Origin of the sequence: Flavivirga rizhaonensis, assembly GCF_004791695.1 — a bacterium.
GTDB classification, from domain to species: Bacteria; Bacteroidota; Bacteroidia; order Flavobacteriales; family Flavobacteriaceae; genus Flavivirga; species Flavivirga rizhaonensis.
Map to the genome: position 1 here is coordinate 172,375 of NZ_SRSO01000003.1, position 22,675 is coordinate 195,049.

At 31.3% G+C, this 22,675-nt stretch carries 22 protein-coding genes; 6 read left to right on the plus strand and 16 right to left on the minus strand.

Going from position 1 to position 22,675, the window contains the following annotated elements; all coding sequences use genetic code 11:
* Position 1: 1 nt before the first annotated feature.
* The gene (locus tag EM932_RS03500; RefSeq protein WP_135875538.1) at positions 2-280 is read right to left on the minus strand and encodes a hypothetical protein; all 279 of its coding nucleotides are present in this window, start codon (positions 278-280) and stop codon (positions 2-4) included.
* 224 nt (positions 281-504) lie between these two features.
* On the opposite strand from EM932_RS03500, the gene EM932_RS03505 reads away from it, so the two are divergent.
* Together EM932_RS03505 and EM932_RS03510 are read left to right on the plus strand one after the other, a co-directional pair.
* A complete protein-coding gene (locus EM932_RS03505; RefSeq protein ID WP_135875540.1) occupies positions 505-936 on the plus strand; it encodes a YybH family protein in 432 nt (143 codons plus the stop codon).
* 3 nt (positions 937-939) lie between these two features.
* A complete protein-coding gene (locus EM932_RS03510) occupies positions 940-1,416 on the plus strand; it encodes a GNAT family N-acetyltransferase (protein ID WP_135875541.1) in 477 nt (158 codons plus the stop codon).
* An 83-nt stretch (positions 1,417-1,499) separates the two neighbouring features.
* Here EM932_RS03510 and EM932_RS03515 read toward each other — a convergent pair whose 3' ends face one another.
* The 8 genes from EM932_RS03515 to EM932_RS03550 form a co-directional block, all read right to left on the minus strand.
* On the minus strand, positions 1,500-2,078 hold the full coding sequence (locus tag EM932_RS03515; protein WP_135875543.1) for a PhnA domain-containing protein: 579 nt from the start codon (positions 2,076-2,078) through the stop codon (positions 1,500-1,502).
* Between the two features lie 230 nt (positions 2,079-2,308).
* A complete protein-coding gene (locus tag EM932_RS03520) occupies positions 2,309-3,139 on the minus strand; it encodes a hypothetical protein (protein WP_135875545.1) in 831 nt (276 codons plus the stop codon).
* 176 nt (positions 3,140-3,315) lie between these two features.
* Complete coding sequence (locus tag EM932_RS03525; protein ID WP_135875547.1) at positions 3,316-3,684, minus strand: MmcQ/YjbR family DNA-binding protein; 369 nt, start codon at positions 3,682-3,684, stop codon at positions 3,316-3,318.
* A gap of 220 nt (positions 3,685-3,904) precedes the next feature.
* The gene (locus EM932_RS03530) at positions 3,905-4,513 is read right to left on the minus strand and encodes a DUF4230 domain-containing protein (RefSeq protein ID WP_135875549.1); all 609 of its coding nucleotides are present in this window, start codon (positions 4,511-4,513) and stop codon (positions 3,905-3,907) included.
* A 28-nt stretch (positions 4,514-4,541) separates the two neighbouring features.
* Positions 4,542-5,291 carry a cyclase family protein gene (locus EM932_RS03535; protein ID WP_135875551.1) on the minus strand — a complete coding sequence of 250 codons (750 nt, stop codon included), beginning with the start codon at positions 5,289-5,291 and terminating at the stop codon, positions 4,542-4,544.
* Between the two features lie 255 nt (positions 5,292-5,546).
* Positions 5,547-6,755, minus strand: coding sequence for a radical SAM family heme chaperone HemW (gene hemW / locus EM932_RS03540; RefSeq protein WP_135875624.1), 1,209 nt, complete (start codon positions 6,753-6,755; stop codon positions 5,547-5,549).
* 68 nt (positions 6,756-6,823) lie between these two features.
* The gene (ruvC, locus tag EM932_RS03545) at positions 6,824-7,426 is read right to left on the minus strand and encodes a crossover junction endodeoxyribonuclease RuvC (RefSeq protein ID WP_246040873.1); all 603 of its coding nucleotides are present in this window, start codon (positions 7,424-7,426) and stop codon (positions 6,824-6,826) included.
* Positions 7,419-8,021 (minus strand): outer membrane beta-barrel protein, encoded by a 603-nt coding sequence (locus tag EM932_RS03550; RefSeq protein WP_246040875.1) that lies wholly within the window; start codon positions 8,019-8,021, stop codon positions 7,419-7,421. Before EM932_RS03550 ends, ruvC begins: the two co-directional genes overlap by 8 nt.
* An 80-nt stretch (positions 8,022-8,101) precedes the next feature.
* Here EM932_RS03550 and EM932_RS03555 point away from each other — a divergent pair, with 80 nt between their 5' ends.
* On the plus strand, positions 8,102-9,067 hold the full coding sequence (locus EM932_RS03555; RefSeq protein WP_135875555.1) for a lysylphosphatidylglycerol synthase domain-containing protein: 966 nt from the start codon (positions 8,102-8,104) through the stop codon (positions 9,065-9,067).
* A gap of 6 nt (positions 9,068-9,073) precedes the next feature.
* On the plus strand, positions 9,074-10,234 hold the full coding sequence (locus tag EM932_RS03560) for a glycosyltransferase (protein ID WP_135875557.1): 1,161 nt from the start codon (positions 9,074-9,076) through the stop codon (positions 10,232-10,234).
* A 2-nt stretch (positions 10,235-10,236) separates the two neighbouring features.
* On the opposite strand, the gene EM932_RS03565 is transcribed toward EM932_RS03560, so the two are convergent.
* On the minus strand, positions 10,237-10,653 hold the full coding sequence (locus tag EM932_RS03565) for a hypothetical protein (RefSeq protein WP_246040877.1): 417 nt from the start codon (positions 10,651-10,653) through the stop codon (positions 10,237-10,239).
* A gap of 179 nt (positions 10,654-10,832) precedes the next feature.
* On the opposite strand from EM932_RS03565, the gene EM932_RS03570 reads away from it, so the two are divergent.
* Positions 10,833-11,315: a DUF456 domain-containing protein gene (locus tag EM932_RS03570; protein ID WP_135875561.1), complete on the plus strand. Its 483-nt coding sequence runs from the start codon at positions 10,833-10,835 to the stop codon at positions 11,313-11,315.
* Between the two features lie 952 nt (positions 11,316-12,267).
* Here the strand turns inward: EM932_RS03570 and EM932_RS03575 are convergent.
* The 5 genes from EM932_RS03575 to EM932_RS21050 form a co-directional block, all read right to left on the minus strand.
* Positions 12,268-12,942 (minus strand): response regulator, encoded by a 675-nt coding sequence (locus EM932_RS03575; protein WP_135875563.1) that lies wholly within the window; start codon positions 12,940-12,942, stop codon positions 12,268-12,270.
* A gap of 13 nt (positions 12,943-12,955) precedes the next feature.
* A complete protein-coding gene (locus EM932_RS03580; RefSeq protein ID WP_135875565.1) occupies positions 12,956-14,773 on the minus strand; it encodes a tetratricopeptide repeat-containing sensor histidine kinase in 1,818 nt (605 codons plus the stop codon).
* A 138-nt stretch (positions 14,774-14,911) separates the two neighbouring features.
* On the minus strand, positions 14,912-15,082 hold the full coding sequence (locus EM932_RS20810) for a hypothetical protein (protein WP_170179710.1): 171 nt from the start codon (positions 15,080-15,082) through the stop codon (positions 14,912-14,914).
* 341 nt (positions 15,083-15,423) lie between these two features.
* Positions 15,424-16,431: a LacI family DNA-binding transcriptional regulator gene (locus EM932_RS03585; RefSeq protein ID WP_135875567.1), complete on the minus strand. Its 1,008-nt coding sequence runs from the start codon at positions 16,429-16,431 to the stop codon at positions 15,424-15,426.
* Positions 16,432-16,708: 277 nt separating this feature from the next.
* Complete coding sequence (locus EM932_RS21050) at positions 16,709-16,951, minus strand: DUF5679 domain-containing protein (protein WP_135875570.1); 243 nt, start codon at positions 16,949-16,951, stop codon at positions 16,709-16,711.
* Positions 16,952-17,292: 341 nt separating this feature from the next.
* On the opposite strand from EM932_RS21050, the gene EM932_RS03595 reads away from it, so the two are divergent.
* Positions 17,293-19,806 carry a S9 family peptidase gene (locus EM932_RS03595; protein WP_135875572.1) on the plus strand — a complete coding sequence of 838 codons (2,514 nt, stop codon included), beginning with the start codon at positions 17,293-17,295 and terminating at the stop codon, positions 19,804-19,806.
* A 185-nt stretch (positions 19,807-19,991) separates the two neighbouring features.
* On the opposite strand, the gene EM932_RS03600 is transcribed toward EM932_RS03595, so the two are convergent.
* On the minus strand, positions 19,992-22,394 hold the full coding sequence (locus EM932_RS03600) for a sodium-translocating pyrophosphatase (protein WP_135875574.1): 2,403 nt from the start codon (positions 22,392-22,394) through the stop codon (positions 19,992-19,994).
* Between the last annotated feature and the right edge of the window lie 281 nt (positions 22,395-22,675).

A 22,675-nucleotide genomic window follows, 5' to 3' on the forward strand; every position in this document is an offset into this window, starting at 1 on the left:
TCTACGCAGCGTTTTCCGCTTTGAAATGATTATATAAGTCTTTACAACCTAGACCAATAATCGATAAGTTTTTATTTTTTTGAATGGCTTCATTATGAAGTGCTGCAAAAGCTTTAACGCCATAACGATCCATACTTTCAACATCTTGGATACTAATGGTAAGATTATTTACCCTTTCAAAAATATTATTAAATTCATTTTGAAACACCTCTAAATTATTTCTATTTAGAATGCCTTTAATTTTGAAAAAATTGTTGCAGTTTGAAATTGTTAAATCCATAATTATAAATTTTTTAAATTGTTGAATGACAGACTTGAGGGGAAGACTAATCAACTGATAACGAATCAAAAGTATAAAAACTGAAAATTAAAATATCATTTTTTCGATCAACCGGTTTCAACCTTAGATAAAAAAATTTTCTGTGTCAATTTTATCGACAAGTAGCTATTAATTTCAAGATTTCGTTACTTTTACCCTTATAAAAACGCTTTAATTGATCAATAATGAAAAAATTAGTATTATTATTTTGTTTAGTTTCTATTTTTAATGGCTATTCTCAAACTTCTGAAGAGAAAGACAAAAAGGCCATCCTTAAAGTATTGAAAAAACAACGCATTGCATGGTCTGATAATAATATTGAAGAGTTCATGGAAAGTTATTGGAAAAGTGATTCTCTTAAATTTTATGGAAGTAATGGTGTAACTCACGGTTGGGAAAACACTTTAGATAGATACAAAAGGGCTTATCCTACAGAAGATCATACAGGGAAATTAAACTTTAAAATAAATGCTATCACTAAAATAGCTGAAGGTGCTTATTATGTTATGGGTGAATATCATTTAAAACGTGAAGTTGGAAACGCTGATGGTATTTTCATGGTTATCTTTAAAAAAATTGACGGTAAGTGGAAAATTATTGCCGACACATCCAGCTAAACGATGTCTGTAATTATAAGAAAAGCTACATTAAATGATCTACCTCTTTTATTAGAATTTGAGCAAGGGATTATTGTTTCAGAACGCCCTTTTGACCCTACAATAAAAGATGGAGGTATTTATTATTATGATATAAATGAATTAATAACAAGCCCGAATTCTGAAGTTTTTGTAGCAGAATCTAATGGAGATATTATTGCTTCTGGGTATGCCGAAATTAAAACGGATAGGCATTATTTAAAACATGTTTATCAGGGGTACTTAGGTTTTATGTTTGTTTCTGAAACACATAGGGGCAAAGGATTAAACAAAATGATTATTGATACCTTATTAGAGTGGTGCAAAGCACGAAATATTTATGAAATTAGGCTAGATGTTTATGAAGATAACGCTCCCGCTATTAAAGCCTATGAAAAAGCAGGATTCAAAAAACATATGATTAATATGCGTCTGGATATCGAAAATTTAGATCTAGAGTAGAGATCCCTTCTTTAGAATTAATACTTTATAGCTTATGCTATTGATTCGGTCTACAATATTTAGACACAAATTACAACCCTCTATTAAAGTTTCTTTACGTATTTGGTAATAATTACTATTTGTTGCGCCCCCACTTTGCCTTCAATAAATTCTGCATTCTCACGATCTAAACGAATATTTCTAACGGCGGTACCTTGTTTTGCTACCATACTAGATCCTTTAACTTTTAAATCTTTTACTAACACCACGGAGTCTCCAGATTCTAAAATAACACCATTTACATCTCTATGAATGACCTTGTTTGCTGCATCTTCATGCTCTCCAGTTACTCTTGCCAAGGCTAAAGCCTCATCATCCAAGTACATCATATCTAACAAATCTTGTGGCCATCCTTCATGACGCAATCTTTGAAGCATTCTCCATGCCATTATTTGCACAGCAACATGCTCACTCCACATACTATCGTTTAAACACCTCCAATGGTTGACATCCATATCTGTCTGGCCTTCAATTTGATCTAAACAGGTTTTACAAACCAGGATATCGTTAGCCACGTTTTCATTTAACGATGGTGGGATAGTATATTGCTTTAAGTCTTCCGTAGAAGTACATAACTCGCAGGCATTGTTGCTTCTTTCCTGTAATGTTTGTAATACACTCATGCTTTACTTTTAGTTTTTGCAATAATACGTTTTAATAAAAGGTTCTACAAATTAGGAGTGTCCATAAACAAAAAAGGGATCTAAAAGTCTTATGCTATCATTGTGAGACTTTGCAAAAGTCGTAATAATCTGTTCAATCTTAGGTTCAATTCAAAGATTACCACGTCGATTTTCTCCTCGTAATGACGAGCCATTTTTTTTAGATCCCTTTTTAATATTACTTATAAAAACTATTTAGAAAGACCGTGTACCCATGTGTATAAATAGTCTCCATGTACACCAGTAAAATAGTTTCTCCAAGCTTTTCCTTTGGTCTTTCTGACTTCTTCATCAGGAAATGCTTCCTTCATAAGCTCCTCATTTCTATCATACATTTTATCTAAATCTGCCATGGAATCTAAGAAGAATGCTTCCAGATACTCTGTTCTGTCTGAGCCCCAAGCATGAACATGCGGATAATATGCTTTTATATGTTCATTTTTATTAATTATGGCATCAAACCCTTCCTTTTTTAACGCCATAAACTCTTTTTGCGTACCATCTTCTGGAAATGAAAAATGATTTTTCCTTACGTAAGTAACCATATCCTTGGTTGGTTTTTCAGCCATAAACTTAGCACCAGGCATCGTTGCATAAATTTCGTCAGAATGCTCATCTGCATAATATGCCATCCGCTTTTTCATAAACGCTTTTCTAGCTGCTTCATCTGGCCATGCTTCTTTAATTAATTCAGTATTTCTGTCACCGAATTTCCCCATGTCTTCCCACGAGGCAAATGTTTGCACATAAACTAGTTCCGTGTTGTCTGCGGTAAATAAATGCAAGTAAGTAGATGATCCCATGATGAATTCATTTTTCATGGTTACTTTGTCTAAAAATTCTTTTTCAATGGCTTTCCATGTTTCCATATCAAAATCTTCCATATCCATGTTCCAATGCATGGTCGTTACGGCTATAAATTCAGGACGTTTTGGAGCTTCTTCTTGAGCAAAAAGAATGGCTGGACTTAACAATAATAATACTGTTAAAACAGCTGTAAAAATTTGGTTGGTTGTTTTCATAATCTGTTAAAAATTTAAAGTTAATATATTTGAATTAGTCAATACAACTTTAAGATTATGGAGCTAAAATGGATTAGGGCAACCTATAAATTTGTGCGTTATTAATAGATAAAATGGAGATCGAGAGTATCTAAATATACAACAAAAAAGATACACTTCTAATAATTAGCTATTTTTCACATGCCTAGCAAGCTATCTCTCATCTTTTTTGTCATCCCTTTGACTACCATATCATAAGAATGGTCTATAAGATGACATACTAATTTAGGTTGTAACTCACCCTCATGAAGGTATAGGGTATTCCAATGTTTTTTACTCATATGAAAACCTGGACGAATACTATTATTTTCGGCGCGAAGTTCTTCGGAATATTCTGGATCTGCCTTTAAATTTATAGATGCTTCACCAGATTCCCAACGTTTTAATGAAGTTAACACGAACATTTTCCCTAGTACTTTAAAAACAAGTGTTTCTTCATCAAAGGGAAACTCTTCTGTCGTGCCTTTTTTACTTAAACAATATTCGCGTAATTGATCTATATGCATTTTTTATTTTTTCTATCTTTCAATAAAGAATTTCTTGAAACGAACTATCCTCGCAGAGCCATAGAGGTATTTCGCTCGCTTCATACCCAATCAAGTTGAGCACAGTCAAAAAGCTCAGGATAAACTACAATAAATATTTTCTTCATCGAAACTATTGGGTTGTTAATAGATTCCTGCTTTTGCAGGAATGATAAGCTACAGCCTATTCAGGCCTCGGTCATTACTGAAGTTTTTTAACAGGTTTCTCTTCAATTTTTAATGCTGAATAGTCTAATTTCCAACCTATTGTTTCTACTATTGTTTCCATAAGCAAAATAGTTTCTAATGCTTCTTTTTGAGCTATCTGAATAAGACCACTTTCTGGAATTTTATCTTCGATATGTAATTTGGCTTCGTTATGCAGATCGGTTAAATCTGTCGCTTCAAATTTATTAAATAAACCATCCGATTTATCATAATAATTTAAATTGGTTTCTATTGATAACACTTCTGGCTGTGGAAAGTGTTGTAATAAAATTTTCTTTTTATTATTATCTGCTACCAATTCAATTTTTGATAAATCATAGCCAACATAGGCTTTTGCATTTACAACTACCAGAGCTTTCTTTTTACTGGAAATCAATTTTAAAAAGCGCTCTTTAACATCTTCATAATGATATATCTCTGCAAAATCACCTTCAACCGTTATAAATTTACAAACTGTTTTTATTTTATTTAAGAGTAATACCGATTGAGATTTTACTAATTGTTTTTTCTTAAATGACTTAAAGTAAGTAACAATTCCTAAAGTAATTAAAACGCCTATTATAATTCCTAAAAATGCTTCCATAAATATTGTTTGCCTATAAGTCCTATGTTTAGCTCATAATTTTATACAAAATGGGTTTACTAGGGGATGCATCATTTTCAAACGGTGCTATATGAAGGTTTAAAAAATACATCCCATCTTCAACAATGTTTGGCACAAAAATGAATTCTGTTATTGTTGCATCCAGCCTTATTTTACCTTTGGTATTCCAGAAGGCATTGTGAGCCAATAGCGTACATTCATCCTTCTCTTTATCTACACTAGGCATATCTATCAATAAATGTTTAACGTCTTTTTCACACAAATAAATAGCTGCATCTTCTAATAAATAAGGTGGGTTTGTATGCGAATATTGAGCTGTTAGTTTCTCTTTGGTGTTAGGAATCGTTCTTATGATAATAGCATCTCTTTTTTTACTTCCAATGGCAAACCGTAATTGTTTTTTAGAAATAACAAAGTCATCGTTTAATTTTTCCGGAGCTACGGTTATGACCTCTGCTAAAAAGAAAAATTGCTTTAAATTCTTATTTACCGAGTGTACTTTTTTAGTAATATGTCCCACGCATTCGGTATGTGTCCCATGGGCATGTGGGTTAAAAGAAATATTATTAAAATTAACACAAGCACCTTCTTCTACACTAACAACCCGCTCACCATCTTTAGCTGGCTCAATAACAGGTGCATCTATGTACCACGCATTTACATTACTTTTTGATGCCCTGAGTGGTATTGAAATATCAATAGGCAATGATAAATCTATTTGAAGTTTTTTTGAGTTATATTGTATTGTTGCAATCATTTATGCTGAATTTATCTCAGCATCTTTTAATTAAGATACTATCTCTTCAAATATAAGTTTTTAATTCTGGATTTTGTTATTGAACTCATCTTGCCTTTTTCTATTTCCTAAAAAATGGCTAAAATTCGCCCATGTTTTGTTGCTTTTTTTATGCTTAGCACTACTATACCTTGCAAACAATGCCTCATCTGAACAAATTTTCTCTCATTTTCGGTTAAAAACAAAAAGTCAAGATGAGTTCATTTAATTAAGACTCTAAAACGAATCTAAGATGAATAATTCCGAAGCGATTCCATCAACCAAAAATTTCCCTTTTTGTGTTGTTTTTAATATGTTTATACGATTTTGATGCGTATCAAAATTACTAGAAATAATAAGTAATCCATTTTTTATATATTTTTCTGATGACGCTTTTAAATGCTGAAAAAAAACTTCTCCAAACTCTTTTTCTATTTTATTTAACGATACGCCCCAAATGGTTCGTAAGCCAGTCATAATGTACTCATTATACTTATCTTTTTTAGAAAGTGTTTCAATTGTATTTGGTAGCACATTATTTTGAATGGATTGTATATACTTAGAATTATTTGACACATTCCAGCTGCGCTGGTTACTATTGAATGAATGCGCAGAAGGTCCTATCCCTATATAAGGCTTCCCTTGCCAATAGCTAGTATTGTGTTTTGAAAAATAATCAGGTTTTCCAAAATTCGAGATTTCATAATGTACAAAACCTTCGGCTTTAGTTTTATCAATTAAATGATTAAAATGCTCTAAAGCCAATGTTTCATCAATGGGAAGGTACTTGCCTTTTTTTATAAAACTATCAAGTGCTGTTTTAGGCTCAACGGTCAGGGCATAACTAGAGATATGGTTAACACCATAACTAAAAGCTATTTCTAGATTCTCATTCCATTTTTCCAAACTCATACTGGGAATACCGTAAATAAGATCAATAGTTATATTATCAAAATATTGCGTTGCAAGTTGCAAACACTTCTTAGCTTCTTCAGAATTATGAGCGCGATTCATACTTTTTAAATCATCTTCAAAAAAAGATTGGATACCAATGCTAAGTCGGTTTATTCCAATAGCTCTATAATTTTCAAAAATACGCTCCTCAATGAGGCCTCTCGACTGCGCTCGAGGTGACACATCGTTATCAATTAAATCATCTGGATTTGCTTCTAATGTGATTTCTGGATTATCAATTACCGAATAGTTTTTATAAACCGAATCTATTAATACTTGTAACTCATCGTTTGCTAACAAACTTGGAGTACCACCTCCAAAATAGATGGTTTCAATAGTTTTATTATCAAGCTCTCCTTTTCTGATTTCTAACTCTTTTACTAAAGCCTGAATGAGTTCTTCTTTCTTTTTTAATGATGTAGAAAAATGAAAATCGCAATAAAAACAAGCCTGTTTACAAAATGGTATGTGAATGTAGAGAGCCCCTCCCAACCTCCCCAAAGGGGAGGAGTTTTCACTCGCGCTTTTAAATTTTGTTGATTGTTTTTTCAAAAAACGAACTAATTTTTCTTTTTACGTAGATTTATAACAGTTGCCATTTTTGCTCCTCCTTTGGGGGCTTGGGGGCTATTTTGTTTCACAAAAGCATCCCACCCAGTATAACTTTTGCCGACGCTTACTTTTCCTGAGTTATAAAAATGACAAACCGCTGCTGCTAGGCCATCTGTTGCATCTAAATTTTTAGGTAACGTTTTTAATCCCAACATACTCTGTAACATTCTAGCAACTTGCTCTTTACTAGCATTTCCGTTACCAGTTATTGACATTTTTATCTTTTTAGGAAGGTATTCTGTAATGGGTATTTCTCTACTTAAACCTGCTGCCATGGCAACACCTTGAGCCCTACCTAGTTTTAGCATACTTTGTACATTTTTCCCAAAAAAAGGTGCCTCAATAGCAATTTCGTCAGGATTATGCGTGTCTATAAGTTCAATGGTGCGTTCAAAAATGAGCTTTAACTTTAAGTAATGATCATCGTACTTTTTTAAATCAAGTTCATTAAGTTGCAAAAACTGCATGGTTTTCCCAACCACCTTAATAAGTCCAAATCCCATAATAGTTGTCCCTGGGTCAATACCTAAAATAATTCTTTCTTTAGTCATTTTGTTCACAATAATAACAACCGCTCAGCGATATTGAAGCGCCTACCGTTAGTGTTAACAGGCTACCATTAAATGCTCCAAACCCATCTGATATTGGTTCAAAATCTTTTGCAAACCCATATATATACGAAACATCTGTATAAACAGAAAGTTTATCTGAAATTCCAAAATGCAATTCCACCCCTGCCATAACATTAACAAATGACGTTTTGTTTTGGGTAAAATTCCCCAAAGGTTTTACTGTTGAGATTCCTGGTCCAGCATGAATAAATACACCTTTATTTTGGGATAAATTAAATATTCTATTAGCATTATAAACTGCTTGTAAATTGATACGAGAGTAGTTAAGTTTAAATTCCTGTGCCTCTTTTTTGTTAGAGATCCTATTAAAGCTATAATCTAACTTTGCCCCAAGAACTGGCTTGAACATATATTGTATACCTAAATTCACAGTTGGAAAGTTAGATGTCTTCCCTTCAAAACCACTAACAAATCCACTTTCTGACGGACTGTTTAAGCCTAATCCAAATTGAGCCTTAAAGGTACTTGTATTACCTTGAGAAGAAGACATAAAATTGCTCATTACAAAAACCATTATGCAAAAGGCTTTCTTATATATTTTAAAATTACAGGTCATAACGTAATAATGATTTAATTTGCATACATAATCAGTATATGATTTTTAAACTAACATACAAAATTAAACAATTCTTTTTTGGGCTTATTAAATTAAGCATTGTTATTGGAGCTTTCTATTTTATATATCAAGAACTAGTAAATAACCCAGAATTAGATTTTCGCACTTTTATTGGTTTTGTATCAAAAAAAGACATTTTTTCACTTAAAAATACCCTTTTATTATTCTTTTTAACGTTTTTTAATTGGTTTTTTGAAATTAAAAAATGGCAAATATTGGTTTCTTCTATAAAAAAAATAAGTTTTAAAAATGCCTTCGAACAAAGCTTAGGGTCTTTAACGGCTTCATTATTTACACCTAATAGGATTGGTGAATATGGAGCTAAAGCAATCTATTACGTTTCTAATTACAGAAAACGCATTCTTCTAATTAATTTATTGGGGAATGTATTACAAATGTTTATCACCACTGTTTTTGGAGTTATTGGCCTTTGTTTCTTTGTATTTAAATATCAAATTAATATAAGTTATTATAAGTTTGTCCAGTTTCTTTTATTAGGGATTCTTATTATTCCTCTAATCATTTATGGAGTACAGAAAACAAAATTTACTATTAAAGGGTTTTCTTTAAAAAAAATTAAACATTTTGTTTTAGAGTTTCCTAAAAAGGCACTGGTTTTTGCTTTGTTTTTATCCATGTTACGTTACCTTATTTTTTCGTTTCAATTTTACTTTATATTACAACTTTTTGGAACTGAAATATCATATTTTGATGCTATGATTGTCATTACCTCCATGTATTTATTGGCTTCAATAATTCCTTCTATTTTTATATTTGATGTTATTATTAAAGGGAGTGTTGCTATTTATTTATTTGGAGTTATGGGTTTCAACGACATCACTATTTTAAGTACAATAACCATTATGTGGTTGTTGAATTTTGTTTTACCAAGTCTTTTTGGAAGCTACTATGTCATTAATTTTAATTTGCCTAAAGAAAACTAACTCATTATGATTTTAGTAAGCATCATTATTACAATAAGCTATCTGTTTTTAATAGGGTGTTTTGTTTTTGGCTTTGATAAAATCAAGTTATTTGAATTAGAAGATATGTCTTCGAGAACCACATTTTCTGTTATTATCCCTTTTAGAAATGAAGCAGAAAATTTACCTAATTTATTAAAATCTATAGAATCGTTAGAATACCCTAGTCATTTATTTGAAATTATTTTTGTTGATGATACCTCTGATGATGATTCCGTTGGCTTAATTATGAGATTTCTCACTAACGTTCGAAATGACATTAAGGTCATCAAGAATAAAAGAATTTCTAATTCACCTAAAAAAGATGCTATAACAACGGCTGTTAAACAGTCGAAAAATAAATGGATTATAACAACCGATGCCGATTGTATGCTACCAAAATATTGGTTAAATAGCTTTGATGCATTTATTCAAAAAACAAACACAAAATGTATTGCAGCCCCAATTACCTATATGAATTCCAGTAGTTTTTTAGATCAATTTCAATTACTGGATATTTTAAGTTTACAGGGAGCTACTATTGGTGGTTTTGGTATTAATAAGCCTTTTTTATGTAATGGTGCTAATTTTGGATATGAAAAGTCATTATTTCTAGAATTAAACGGTTTTGAAGGCAATACGGATATTGCTAGTGGTGATGATATTTTTCTACTTGAAAAAGTAGTTGAAACATATCCCGAAAAACTTCATTATTTAAAATGTGACAAAGCCATAGTAAAAACAAAATCACAACTATCTTGGAAGGATTTAATATCACAACGCATTCGCTGGGCTGCAAAAACAAGTGCTTATAATAATTGGTTTGGTAAATTTACCGGGCTTATTGTTTTGCTTATGAATGCTTTATTAATTTCTACTTTATTACTTGCTATTCTTAATGTTTTTAATGTTTTTAATGTTTTTAATGTTTTTAATGTTTTTAATTTTAAAATCTGGGGTTATATTTTAATACTAAAATTTAGTATCGATTTTTTCTTAATATATAAATCAGCGTATTTTTTTAATCAAAAAGCTGTTTTAAGACGCTATATTTTTGGATTTATTGTTTATCCTTTCTTTAGTTTTTATGTGGCTTTTATATCGCTTTTTAAAACCTATAAATGGAAAGGTAGATCATTTAAAAAATAGTATTATCTAGCACTAATAATTATTGGTAATATAAACTCTGTAGTAACTTGTTGTCCTCGTTTAATTCCTGGAAAAATTTTGGGCAACGTATTTAAACTATTAGCTAACAACACATCAATATTTGGTATTTCTTGTATGGTAAGACTATCTATTTTAGTTTCCAATAAGGTTATTCCTCCTGTATCTGATATTTGAAGTTTCAAATCTATCGTATCATTAACATCTTGGGTTACTACAATAATTTCGTCTTGAAGGTATTTAAATATATGGCCAGTCAAAATACTTGTAAAGCATTGTTTTTTTTCTTGTTTGTTAGACAAGGAATCACACAAAGAAAATGTTGGGTATTTATCAACTTCATTCCAATTGAACGTTTGCAATTCTTCATTTAAAATAGCTTCAGAAGAAGTTTTTTTCACATTGAAATACTCACAGGAAGTAAGTAATATAATTACTAGAAAAACACAAATCTGTTTCATGGATTAAAACTGAGACCGAAATGTACAATTTTATTCTAAAAGTTTGATATTTATAAAGTAGCAATTTGTAACAATCACATGAATACTGCGTCTTACAATTGTAAATCATAAATATTTTCATGGATATTATTTTAATTATTATGGCTGCTTTATTTATAATTTTAGGTATCGTAGGCAGCTTTTTACCTGTATTACCTGGTCCGCTTACAAGTTGGATTGGGTTATTTATACTCTCTTTTGTTGACTCTATATTAATGAGCAACTCTTTTATAATTATTACGCTTATAATTGCTATTCTTATTTGGATGCTGGATTACATTATTCCTGCGATAGGTACCAAACGATTTGGAGGTACCAAATATGGCATGATTGGTACAACGCTAGGTCTTATAGTCGGACTCTTAAGTCCTATTCCAGGCGGTATTATTATCGGCCCTTTTGTTGGAGCTTTAATAGGCGAACTTTTAAACAAAAGCGATTCTAAGACGGCAACAAAAGCAGCTTTTGGCTCATTTATTGGTTTTATAGCCTCCACATTTATCAAGTTTATTGTGGCTATTATTTACTTAGGTTTTTTTATAGGGTTTTTACTGGATACTTAAATAGCATTCTTCGCTATATCGAGTAAGGTACCACATAACTGTTACCTGTTTTTTAATTATATTGATCTCTCATAGTATGAGTATGCTACATAGTTTTTTATATTAACGTTAGTTTGATTTAATTTTTTTATAAAAAATAATATTAAATCAATGATTTTCAAGTGTTTGTCATTTCGACAGAGCGAAGCATGAGTGACGAGAAATCTCATAAGGATGGGATTCCTCCTCAATAGCTACGCTATATACGTTCAAGTAAAATATATTTTACTCTCCGTAGCGTTCGGAATGACATAGTTTCTTTATTAAAACAATTAAACAACTGATTGCTAAGTTTTAATATATCGAACTTACGTTATATTATGTAATCTCTCCTAGCGTCGACATGACAGAGGATATCTAAACAACGAATAGTTTTTAAGAAGCTGGAATGCTAGTAATAGCATAACACCATTTAATCATATCGAGCGAGGTATCACATAGTACAGGTATACTACCAGATTTCTTTTTTATGTGATGTCTCCTGTCGTCGACATTGACAGAGAGAATCTAAAACAACAAATGGTTCCTATCTAGAAATTGGGATACTCTCTTTATCATAACAAGTAAGGTATCTCATAATATGTGTATAGTGCCTAGTTCTTTTTATTATGAGATTCCTGCCTTACTGAAACAAGTTCAGCACAGGTCGCAGGAATTATAAAAAGAAGAAACCCTATGGGTCTCTCACCTCCATAGGGTCTGTAAATTGCTATTATCAACAAAAAAAATTGAGGGATTAATTAATTTTTTGAAGTGTTGATAATGTAAAGATACTTATAAGCCTTGAAATTGAACTGCGGGAAACCCGTAACACCTTTACGGGTTAATGGTACTTTTGAGCTATATCAATGGTTTTCAGAACAAAAAAAAATGCTTTTTTTAGAAAAAAACTCACATTGTATGAGCGTAAGTCTTAAACGAAGCCTTTTTTTCGTGCTTCATTCAATAACGTTTCGTCTTGTCCGTCATTAACATCAAAGACATCTCTAAGGTGTTTCTTCCTTTTTTCAACTGCACTTAAAGAAATATCTAAATGGGATGCTAAATTTTTAGTTTTTACCCCTTGAGATAATAGGTGAAGTATTTTTCTGTTTTTATCATCTATAACGATATCACTTGTAATCGCTTTTCTAATATGACTATTTACAGTACCACTATAAAATGGCGGGTTGTTAAGTACCGCTTGAAAAGCACTAGCCAGTTCGCTAGATGTTAAATCACTTTTAATTAAAAATCCTTCCGGATCTATCGTTTTAATAATATTATGAATTCTAAAAGACTCATTAAACATAGTTAATATGATAATTTTAGCTTTCGGTAAAATTCGGCGTGCATATTCTGCTAAATCTTCTCCAGAACTCATCAATCCATCTGATGAAGGTGGTAAACTAATATCAACGAATAACACATTATAAGGCGCTTCATTTTGAATTGATTTATCCATGTAAGCAATAGCTTCGTCACAATTATTCGCAATATCAATTTCGAGTTCCTGGCTTTCCTTTTTGGTAAAAAGTAATGTGTTTTGATACCCCTCAATAATCATGGGGTGGTCATCAATCATTAATATTTTTATTTTTTCACTCATAATAAATTTTGTTTTAGGTAATTGGGGCGTATATGGTTACTGTAGTTCCTACATCTTTTTTAGAAATTATATTTATACTTCCATTTATATCACTTATCCTGGAATTCATGTTCTTTCGTCCTATACCAGACTTGGCTTTATTAACATCAAACCCAGAACCATCATCACTCATTATTAGGCAAATTACATTATTTTTTAATTTAAAACTAATATTTACTTCTGTTGCATTTGCATGTTTGTGTATATTATGGAGCGCTTCTTGAATAATTCTATATATATGAATTTTATTTTTGTTAGGTACTTCATCCCAATGAATCGTGTCATCATGCTCTAAATTATAACTAAGCTTATAGGCTGCTGTTTGTGTTTCTAAGAATGTTTTTATGATATCTATAAATCCTGATCCAGAAACAAAATCGGTATTTAACTCATGCGACACTTTCCTTATATCCTGCTCTATAATTTTAAGCTCATCTATATATTGCCCTCTGGTTTTTATAGCCTCTTCACTGTTGCTCATATTTAAACTATCCAGGTTTAAACGTGTACCGAATAAACGTCCTAAAACCCCATCATGCAACTCTTCAGAAATACGCTTTTTCTCTAAAGTTCTTGCTTCCTCTATGCTTTCATTTTGAGATAGCATCAAGTTATAAATCTCTTCATTGGTTTCTTGTTGTTTCTGAATAAATTTCAATTCTTTATTTTTATTTCTTTGGGTAATAACCATATATAATAAAAATGTTGAAATTATCAGTACCACAGATATTATTAAAAGCCACATACGTTCTTTAGCAATTCGAATATTTTCTTGTTCTATTTGCTGAGTTTCAAAACGAATTCTGGCAAATTTATCTCGAATTGTCCTTTCATTTTTTTGAAGACTATCATTAAGTTTAATGTATGCATGAGAATGAACTAAAGCCATACTATCATCTTCTATTTTTGAAAGTAAGACAAGCGACTTAAGTAAATCATCGTTGTGATATTCTTCAGAAATTTCTTTTGCTTTATAACCATAATATAAAGCTGAATCTTTATTCTTATGATCATGATAATATTCAGCTAAATGTTGATTTATTATAATAGAATTATATCCCTGACTACTAATACTTTCACTTACCCTTAGCGCTTCAATATATAACTTAGGTAGCTCATCTAATTCTTCAGCTAAATACAAAGTATGTGCATAATTATCCAATACTAAAGAATAGACATATGGGTATTTGTTTATTAAATTCTTATTATTTAAAATTTGTTCGTAATAACTTATTGCCAATTTATATTTACCAGCTTTCTTATATGTATTTGCTAAGTTTATAATAGAACTATTTACGATTAACTCTTTATTCTTTATATCAATTTTCTTTTTTAATTTTAGTGATTCTTTATGATATGTTACAGCCTCATTAAATTCATCTAATTCTTTAAAAACAATTCCAAGATTATTATAAACATATGATTTAAGTTCAAGTACAGCATTATTTTGTTCTAATGATTCCAAAATTGTTAATATTTGAACAGAAATCACTTCACTTTCTGTAAACTCTTTTTCATTTTTTAAAATAACTGAAATACCGTACAATGCTTTAGCTAACTTAAAGTTGTTACCTATCTGTCTGTAGATTTTTTCCGCATTATAGTAATAAATAAACGCACTATCAGTAAATCTGGTTTTTTTTCTATATAAATCTCCTATAGAATAATTGATATCTGCAATTGAAGAAGAATCACTAGGTTTTAAATCTAAGATTGTTCGTTTTAATGAATCTATTCTATATAAATTTTGGTTTTTCTGTCCAAAAGAATAGTACCAAGTGAAAAATATCATTATATATATTATACTTGTTTTCAAAAATATAGAATTATTAAAAATAAATAGATCTCCTCAAATGTATCTATATTTTTGAATAAAAAAAACTCTATACATAATTGTACAGAGTTTTACTTAATTAATTTGTATTATATATTAGTTATCTATATCACCTCCTGTGTAAGGAGTCGGTATACCAGTATTAGTTGCTTCTTCAGTATTTTCATCTGCTCTTAATACATCATCTTCGTTTAGGTCTTGTTTTGTACAAGATACTAAAGTTAACATAAGTAGTGCTACGAATAAAGTAATTTTTAGGGCTTTCATAATATTTGATTTTAAGGTTATTACTATTTATTTTTCTTTATTTTTTAAAAACAAAATACATGTAATTCATTAAAAAACAATGCTTTACATGAGGGAAAAATGGATAATTAACTTAAAATCGAACACATAAAAAAAACGTAACGATTCTATAAAATTTTTAGAGGGAATAAAAAATGAATTAATTAGTCTTTGAATAACTTAGGGATATTTTTGGGGCGCACTCTAAGACACAGTAAAATTGATCAAACTGAGTATACCAGCGAAATAAATTCGATGAAATGCATTATTTTAACGATTAAGTGCTTATTTTTTAAATAAAGCTGTTGATAAGCTGTTAAAAACTATTTAAGTGTTGATTTCGTTTTTACCAGACTTGTTTTAACAATTTTTGTCTTTACATCTTCATTTAAATGTATTTTCTGTAATCTATCAATAAGCATTTGAGCTGCATTAGCTCCAATTATTTTAGCGTGTTGTCTTATTGTAGTTAATCTTGGTAAGGAATGATTTGAATCTGCTTTACTAGCAAAACCCATTACCGACATATCTTTTGGCACCTTAAAGCCTAAATTAACTGCTGTATTAATAGCTATAATACCAGAAGAACTATCTGCAGCTATTACCCCATCAATATTCTTATTCTTTTTTAAAAAAGATTTTATTGTTTTCTGATGATCATCTTTCTTTTTTATTTTCAAAATTAGAGGTTCTTGAGTATGATGTTCCAATATCGCCTTACTATAACCTCTTTCTCTTAATTTACCAATGCTTAGATCACTAACATTACTAACAAAGGCAATGTTTTTGCGATTTTCAAGTAATAAGCCTTTAGTGGCATTGTAAGTAGCATCAAAATCATCTACAATTACTTTATCACATAACACATCATGAGCCACTCTATCAAACATAACAATAGGCAAACCCTGACTAATGGTCTTTTTAAAATGATCTACTTCATTCTTAATTTGAGTTTCTTCTGCTACTGATAATATAAATCCGTCTACACTTCCATTTGCAAGTAATAATAGACTTTCCTTTTCCTTTTCTAAAGATTCGTTAGAGATACAGGTAATTATATTATAACCCAAATTATTTGCCTCTCTTTCGATACCAAAAAGTACTTTAGCCAGAAAATGGTTAAGTATATTAGGAATTATAACTCCGATGGTTTTAGTTTTATTTTGCTTTAAACTTAAAGCAACTTTATTAGGTGTATAGTTATACAACTCGGCAAGTTCTTTAACTCGCTTAACTGTATCTTCTCCAATTTCTTCGCTATTGTTTAATGCTTTTGAAACCGTAGATATAGAAACATTTAACTCTTTTGCTAACTGTTTTAAAGTAACCATACTATTTTACATCTAAATTATAAGTATCGCAATTTACAAAATTACTTCTTTCAAATAGCCTTATCGATAAGATTGGTTGTTTTAAGTACCCGTTATAGTAGAATTACACAAAAATGATGCTGTTACATTTCTTAGAAGAGAAATATAAGATAGGTAATATATATTTAGAATAAAAACATATAATACCTGACTAGCCTGATAGTAGTCAAATATTTAGTTAAGAATTTTGTTCAATTTAGATAGATTAAAAAACTAGAGCATTTATAGGTTTTTACAACTAAGACTTGCCTAATATTCTAAACATACCTGTTCCGCAAGTTGGGCAACTTCCTTTCATTGCTTTTCTTCCATTTTTCATAGTCACTTCACTAGCATTTTTGATTTCTTTTTTGCTTTTACACTTTACACAGTATCCTTCCATAATTTCAGTTTTATCTCGGTTAAATGTTAACTTTATAAATGTAGGTTTTATTCTTGGTGCTCGCAAATAAAAAGTAATACAATTACTACCTTTAAACATGGATTAAAAATTTATAATTTTGATTTACAAATATTTACACATCAATATTGGTATTCAACAAATCTTACTACATAATACTTTGACTTCATAATATTTCAAATAAAAATTTATGTAATTAAAGTCATCATATTAAAAAAACAGCTACTATTTACCAATACGTATAAAATATCTTGGACAAACTAGGAGTGATTTTTATAGAGTATTCTTCTCTCATACCATTTTCTATGAATAGACAATCTCATAAACGTTATACACATTAGTAAACTTTTAACATAACACGATCAAAGCTTTTTAGTCAAAAACAGTAATTTCGCTGTTTAATACAAACAAATAACCCAACAATGAGAAACATTACTCTGCTGTTTATTCTTTTTTTAAGCATAAATTTAATTTCAGCCCAAGACAAGAACATTTCAACAACACCTCAACCAAATTATCGTTTGGCATCACAGTTTTCTCCAACTAATCTTGCAAAATTAGTTCACTCAACAACTGTCAGGCCTCATTGGTTAAAAAGAGGAGATCGTTTTTGGTATCAATATAAAACTACTGAAGGCTCCAATTACTATTTAGTAAATGCGAATACAAAATCGAAATCCAAATTGTTTGACAATGAAAAAATGGCAAAATGGTTAACGGAAATAACAAAAGATCCTTATGATGCAAAACATTTACCTCGTTTCAATTTTAAATTCGTTAAAAATGAAACGGCTATTCGCTTTAGAGTAACTTCTACAGAAGAAGTTGAAGTCATAGAAGAGAAAAAGACTATCGAAAATGATTCTTCTGTTACTAAAAAAGAAAAAAAGAAGGCTCCTAAAATGGAAAAAAAGGTCTACCATCTTGAATATAAATTAGGCGGTAATTCATTAACTATCATTGACAATAAAAAGAAAGAGAAAGAACCATGGAAAAAATGGGCCACGATCTCACCTGATAGTACTATTGTATTGTTTTCCAAGAATTATAATTTGTTTTGGATGGATAAAGCTAATTTTTTGAAAGCTGTTAAAGACGAAAAAGACTCTACAATTGTGGAGAACCAATGGACCAACGATGGTGTAGAGTATTATGGTTATGGAGGTTCTAGCCGTGGAGAAAACAACGAAACCAAAGAAGAAAAGAAAGATGACAGAAAAAAAATTAATGGTATTTGGTCCCATGATTCTGAAAAATTTGTATTCACAAAATCTGACTCTAGACATATTAAAGATTTATGGGTAATCAATTCTGTTGCAAAAAAGCGCCCAACTTTAGAAACCTATAAATACCATATGCCAGGAGAAAAAGAATTCTACAAACAAGAATTATTGGTTTTTGATATGACGTCTAAAAAAGTTGTTAATATTAAACTAGACACAACGAAGCAACAAGGAATTTCTGTTTACAGAGCTCCGAAAAAACAATCGAACAGAGATGATGAATTTCAACCGTCACTATTACTTTCAAAAAAAGGAAAGATTTATTTTAACACCATAAGTAGAGATAGAAAAAAACTAGATATCTGCGTTGCAGATATTAATTCTGGAGATGTCACTGTTTTAATTGAAGAACGGTTTAACACTTATATTGAATCGAGGCCTTTGATTTTATTCAATGATGAACAAGAAATTCTCCATTGGTCTGAACGCGATGGTTGGGCTCATTTTTACTTATACAATTCTAATGGGAAATTAAAACGTCAAGTGACTTTTGGTTCTTATCATGTTAATCAGTTTACTAATTTGGATGAAAAAGAGCGTGTTCTTTATTTTACAGCAAATGGGGTTTCCAAAAACCAAGACCCTTATTACGAACATTTGTATCGCATTAACTTAGATGGCACTGGTTTACGAAATATTAATTCTGGAGATTATAATACGGCAACAAGCATGTCTGATTCTAACAAGTATTTTGTAAGCAATTATTCTAGAGTTAATACAACTCCTATGTCTGAATTGCGAAACAGTAATGGTTCTGTTATTATGACTTTAGAAGAAGCCGATCTATCTCAACTTTTTGCAACAGGATATAAATTTCCTGAACCGTTTAAAGTAAAAGCAGATGATGGCATTACAGACATTTATGGGGTTATGTATAAGCCTTTCAATTTTGACGACTCTAAGAGCTATCCTTTATTAGAGTATGTATATCCAGGCCCTCAAACTGAGGCTGTAAATAAATCTTTTTCAGTTAGAATGGATCGATTAGATCGTATGGCTCAAGTGGGCTTCGTAGTTATTACATTAGGGAACAGAGGCGGACACCCTAATCGTTCAAAATGGTATCATAATTATGGTTATGGCAACCTTAGAGATTATGGTTTAGCGGACAAAAAATATGTCGCCGAGCAATTAACAAAAAAACACCCTTACATTAATATCGACAAGGTTGGTATTTACGGTCATTCTGGTGGTGGCTTTATGTCTACCGCCGCAATGCTAGTATATCCAGACTTTTTTAAAGCAGCCGTTTCTTCTGCTGGTAACCACGATAACTCAATGTATAATAGCTGGTGGAGTGAAACGCATCATGGTGTTAAAGAAAAAAAGGATGCTGATAATAATGTATCTTATGAATATGCTATTGATAAGAATCAATCTTTAGCATCCAACCTAAAGGGTAATCTTATGCTAATTACAGGAGACATAGACAACAATGTACACCCTGGTGGCACCATTAGAATGGCAAACGCTTTAATTAAGGCTAATAAACGATTTGATTTTATGATCATGCCTGGGCAACGTCATGGTTTTGGAAATATGACGGAATATTCCTTTTGGCTAAGAGCAGATCATTTTAGCAAACATTTTTTAGGAAAGGAAGCGACAAGCATTGATATTATGGAAATGAATAGAGATACCCCTAAAAAATAACGGTTTTTCACTAAATAAAAGAGGCTGTCTAAAAAGTGTCATTCTGAATGGAATGAAGAATCTCTTTAAAATATATGACTCTGATTATGAGTGAAATAAGATTCTTCGCGTTGCTCTGAATGACAAGATTAACCACTTTTCAGACAGCCTCTTTTATTTTATAGTCAATGATTGCTCACTCTTTGTTAATTAAAAACCTCAATCTCTTCAATAATTTCTTTGACTTCAATACCAGCTATTTTATAGCTTCCTTTTAAAGCGTCAATATTGGCTTTTACTTCAGATTCATTTCCATTAAAAGTCTCATAACTAATAGATTCTTCATCATTCTCAATAGTCACCGTAGTCACTACTGCTTTAACAGTACCATCTTCATTATTAGTCATATTCACTTTAATTTCTTTAGAAATGGCAACATTTTCAAGCTCATGTCCATCAGAAGTGTAAGCGGTAACAATATCAGAAGACAATGCAATACTAGGCGCTATAACCAGTGCAACAACAGACATTAATTTTAATAAGATATTTAATGAAGGCCCTGAAGTATCTTTAAAAGGATCTCCAACAGTATCACCAACAACAGCCGCTTTATGAGCATCTGTTCCTTTTTTACCTTGCTCTTCAATAGTCTTTTTAGCATTATCCCAAGCACCACCGGCATTAGATTGGAAAATTGCCATAAGCACACCACAAGTAGTAACACCTGCAAGTAAACCACCTAACATTTCTGCGCCACCAATAAACCCAACAGCTACAGGTACTGCAATAGCTAAAAGCCCTGGAAATACCATTTCTTTAATAGATGCTTTTGTTGAAATAGCAACACATTTATCGTATTCTGCAACACCATCTGCCGCATCAAATATTTTTCTATCTTCTTCTGAAGCTTTACTCATATCTGAATCATACTTACGCATCACTTCTAGAGCTGCTTTTAATTGGGGGATGTCTCTAAACTGACGACGAACTTCTTCAATCATAGCCATAGCTGCACGCCCAACGGCATTCATAGATAATGCTGAAAACACAAACGGTAACATGCCCCCAACTAATAACCCTGCCATAATTTGAGGTTGTGACACATCAATAGCGGTTACATTTGCCGTTTTCATAAAAGCTGCAAATAATGCCAATGCTGTTAAGGCTGCAGAAGCAATGGCAAAACCTTTACCAATAGCTGCTGTTGTATTACCTACAGCATCTAACTTATCGGTACGTTCGCGAACTTCACTCGGCAACTCTGCCATTTCAGCAATACCACCAGCATTATCAGAAATTGGTCCGTAAGCATCAACTGCTAACTGTATTCCTGTATTAGCAAGCATTCCTACCGCAGCAATAGCAATACCATATAAGCCAGCAAAATGGTGTGATACCAAAATAGCCGCAGCAATTAATATAATAGGAATTGCAGTAGACATCATTCCAATACCTAAACCAGCAATGATATTTGTTGCAGCACCAGTTTCAGATTGTCTAACAATAGAATTTACAGGCCCTTTTCCAGTTCCAGTATAATATTCGGTTACTTTACCAACGGCTAAACCAGCTACTAAACCAGCTATAGTTGCCCAAAACACACCCATTGCCCCGAAAGGTAAACCCTCAACAGTTTCTGGTATTAAAGCATTAATAATAAAATAAGACGCTATAACCATTAAACCTGCTGAACCAAACTCACCAATATTTAAAGCTGTTTGCGGGTTTCCACCATCTTTTACTTTCACAAAAAACGTTCCTATAATAGACATCACAATACCAACTGCAGCTAATACTAACGGTAAGTATACAGCTCCTAGTCCATTAAAATCTGGTGTTAAAATAAAAGCTCCTAATACCATTGTACCAATAATAGAACCTACATAAGATTCGAATAAATCGGCTCCCATACCAGCAACATCACCTACATTATCACCTACATTATCTGCAATGGTTGCAGGGTTTAAAGGATGATCTTCAGGTATTCCTGCTTCCACTTTACCAACTAAGTCTGCTCCAACATCGGCTGCTTTGGTATAAATACCACCTCCAACACGAGCGAATAAAGCTATAGATGATGCTCCTAAAGAAAAACCTGAAAGCACATTTAGTACTAATGATAAATTCTCAGGACCACCCCACATATTCTGATATATCATAAAAAGACCACTTAAGCCTAAAACACCAAGCCCAACAACACCAAGCCCCATAACAGCACCACCAGCAAAAGCAACTTCTAAAGCTTTTCCTAAAGAAGTTCTTGCTGCACTTGTAGTCCTTACATTGGCTTTGGTAGCAACTTTCATTCCTATAAATCCAGCTAAGGCAGAACAAATAGCTCCAACTATAAAAGATACGGCAACCATACCATTAGATCCCTCTTCTGCATTTCCTTTAAAGTAAAGTAGAACAGCAACAGCAATTACAAATATTGATAAAATTTTATATTCAGCTTTTAGAAAAGACATCGCCCCATCGGCAATATTTTTAGCAATTCGAATCATTTTATCATCTCCTTGATCTTGTTTGGAGACCCACGCACTTTTTATAAATACATAAGCCAAAGCTAAAACTCCAAACACTGGTAAAAATTTCACTATTAATTCCATATTAATAAGTTCTTTTATTAGTTATTAGTTAATTATTTTTAAACGAAGCTAAAAATAGGAAAATATAAGTGATAAAAAAAGCCTCTATTAATTAAAGATAATACATTCAAATCCCTGTTTAAATATATTATCTTTAATACAATGACATATGTTAGTTTTTCCTTGTTTATTTAGATGAAATCACACTTTAATTATGCCCAAAATTTCTCTTGCATCAAAGTTGGAAAACAAAAAACCATCCTAAATTATTAGGATGGTTTTATAAATTTTAAATAAAAATT

Excerpts from the sequence above, each read along its gene's own strand:
- EM932_RS03580 (WP_135875565.1), bottom strand. The coding sequence starts at position 14,773 with ATGATATTTTTCACTTGGTACTATTCTTTTGGACAGAAAAACCAAAAT.
- EM932_RS03575 (WP_135875563.1), bottom strand. The coding sequence starts at position 12,942 with ATGAGTGAAAAAATAAAAATATTAATGATTGATGACCACCCCATGATT.
- EM932_RS03530 (WP_135875549.1), bottom strand. The coding sequence starts at position 4,513 with ATGGAAGCATTTTTAGGAATTATAATAGGCGTTTTAATTACTTTAGGA.
- EM932_RS03510 (WP_135875541.1), top strand. The coding sequence starts at position 940 with ATGTCTGTAATTATAAGAAAAGCTACATTAAATGATCTACCTCTTTTA.
- EM932_RS03515 (WP_135875543.1), bottom strand. The coding sequence starts at position 2,078 with ATGAGTGTATTACAAACATTACAGGAAAGAAGCAACAATGCCTGCGAG.
- EM932_RS03550 (WP_246040875.1), bottom strand. The coding sequence starts at position 8,021 with ATGGTTTTTGTAATGAGCAATTTTATGTCTTCTTCTCAAGGTAATACA.
- EM932_RS03595 (WP_135875572.1), top strand. The coding sequence starts at position 17,293 with ATGAGAAACATTACTCTGCTGTTTATTCTTTTTTTAAGCATAAATTTA.
- EM932_RS03600 (WP_135875574.1), bottom strand. The coding sequence starts at position 22,394 with ATGGAATTAATAGTGAAATTTTTACCAGTGTTTGGAGTTTTAGCTTTG.
- EM932_RS03570 (WP_135875561.1), top strand. The coding sequence starts at position 10,833 with ATGGATATTATTTTAATTATTATGGCTGCTTTATTTATAATTTTAGGT.
- ruvC (WP_246040873.1), bottom strand. The coding sequence starts at position 7,426 with ATGACTAAAGAAAGAATTATTTTAGGTATTGACCCAGGGACAACTATT.
- EM932_RS03500 (WP_135875538.1), bottom strand. The coding sequence starts at position 280 with ATGGATTTAACAATTTCAAACTGCAACAATTTTTTCAAAATTAAAGGC.
- EM932_RS03505 (WP_135875540.1), top strand. The coding sequence starts at position 505 with ATGAAAAAATTAGTATTATTATTTTGTTTAGTTTCTATTTTTAATGGC.
- EM932_RS03520 (WP_135875545.1), bottom strand. The coding sequence starts at position 3,139 with ATGAAAACAACCAACCAAATTTTTACAGCTGTTTTAACAGTATTATTA.
- EM932_RS20810 (WP_170179710.1), bottom strand. The coding sequence starts at position 15,082 with ATGAAAGCCCTAAAAATTACTTTATTCGTAGCACTACTTATGTTAACT.
- EM932_RS03525 (WP_135875547.1), bottom strand. The coding sequence starts at position 3,684 with ATGCATATAGATCAATTACGCGAATATTGTTTAAGTAAAAAAGGCACG.
- EM932_RS03560 (WP_135875557.1), top strand. The coding sequence starts at position 9,074 with ATGATTTTAGTAAGCATCATTATTACAATAAGCTATCTGTTTTTAATA.
- EM932_RS03535 (WP_135875551.1), bottom strand. The coding sequence starts at position 5,291 with ATGATTGCAACAATACAATATAACTCAAAAAAACTTCAAATAGATTTA.
- EM932_RS21050 (WP_135875570.1), bottom strand. The coding sequence starts at position 16,951 with ATGTTTAAAGGTAGTAATTGTATTACTTTTTATTTGCGAGCACCAAGA.
- EM932_RS03555 (WP_135875555.1), top strand. The coding sequence starts at position 8,102 with ATGATTTTTAAACTAACATACAAAATTAAACAATTCTTTTTTGGGCTT.
- EM932_RS03585 (WP_135875567.1), bottom strand. The coding sequence starts at position 16,431 with ATGGTTACTTTAAAACAGTTAGCAAAAGAGTTAAATGTTTCTATATCT.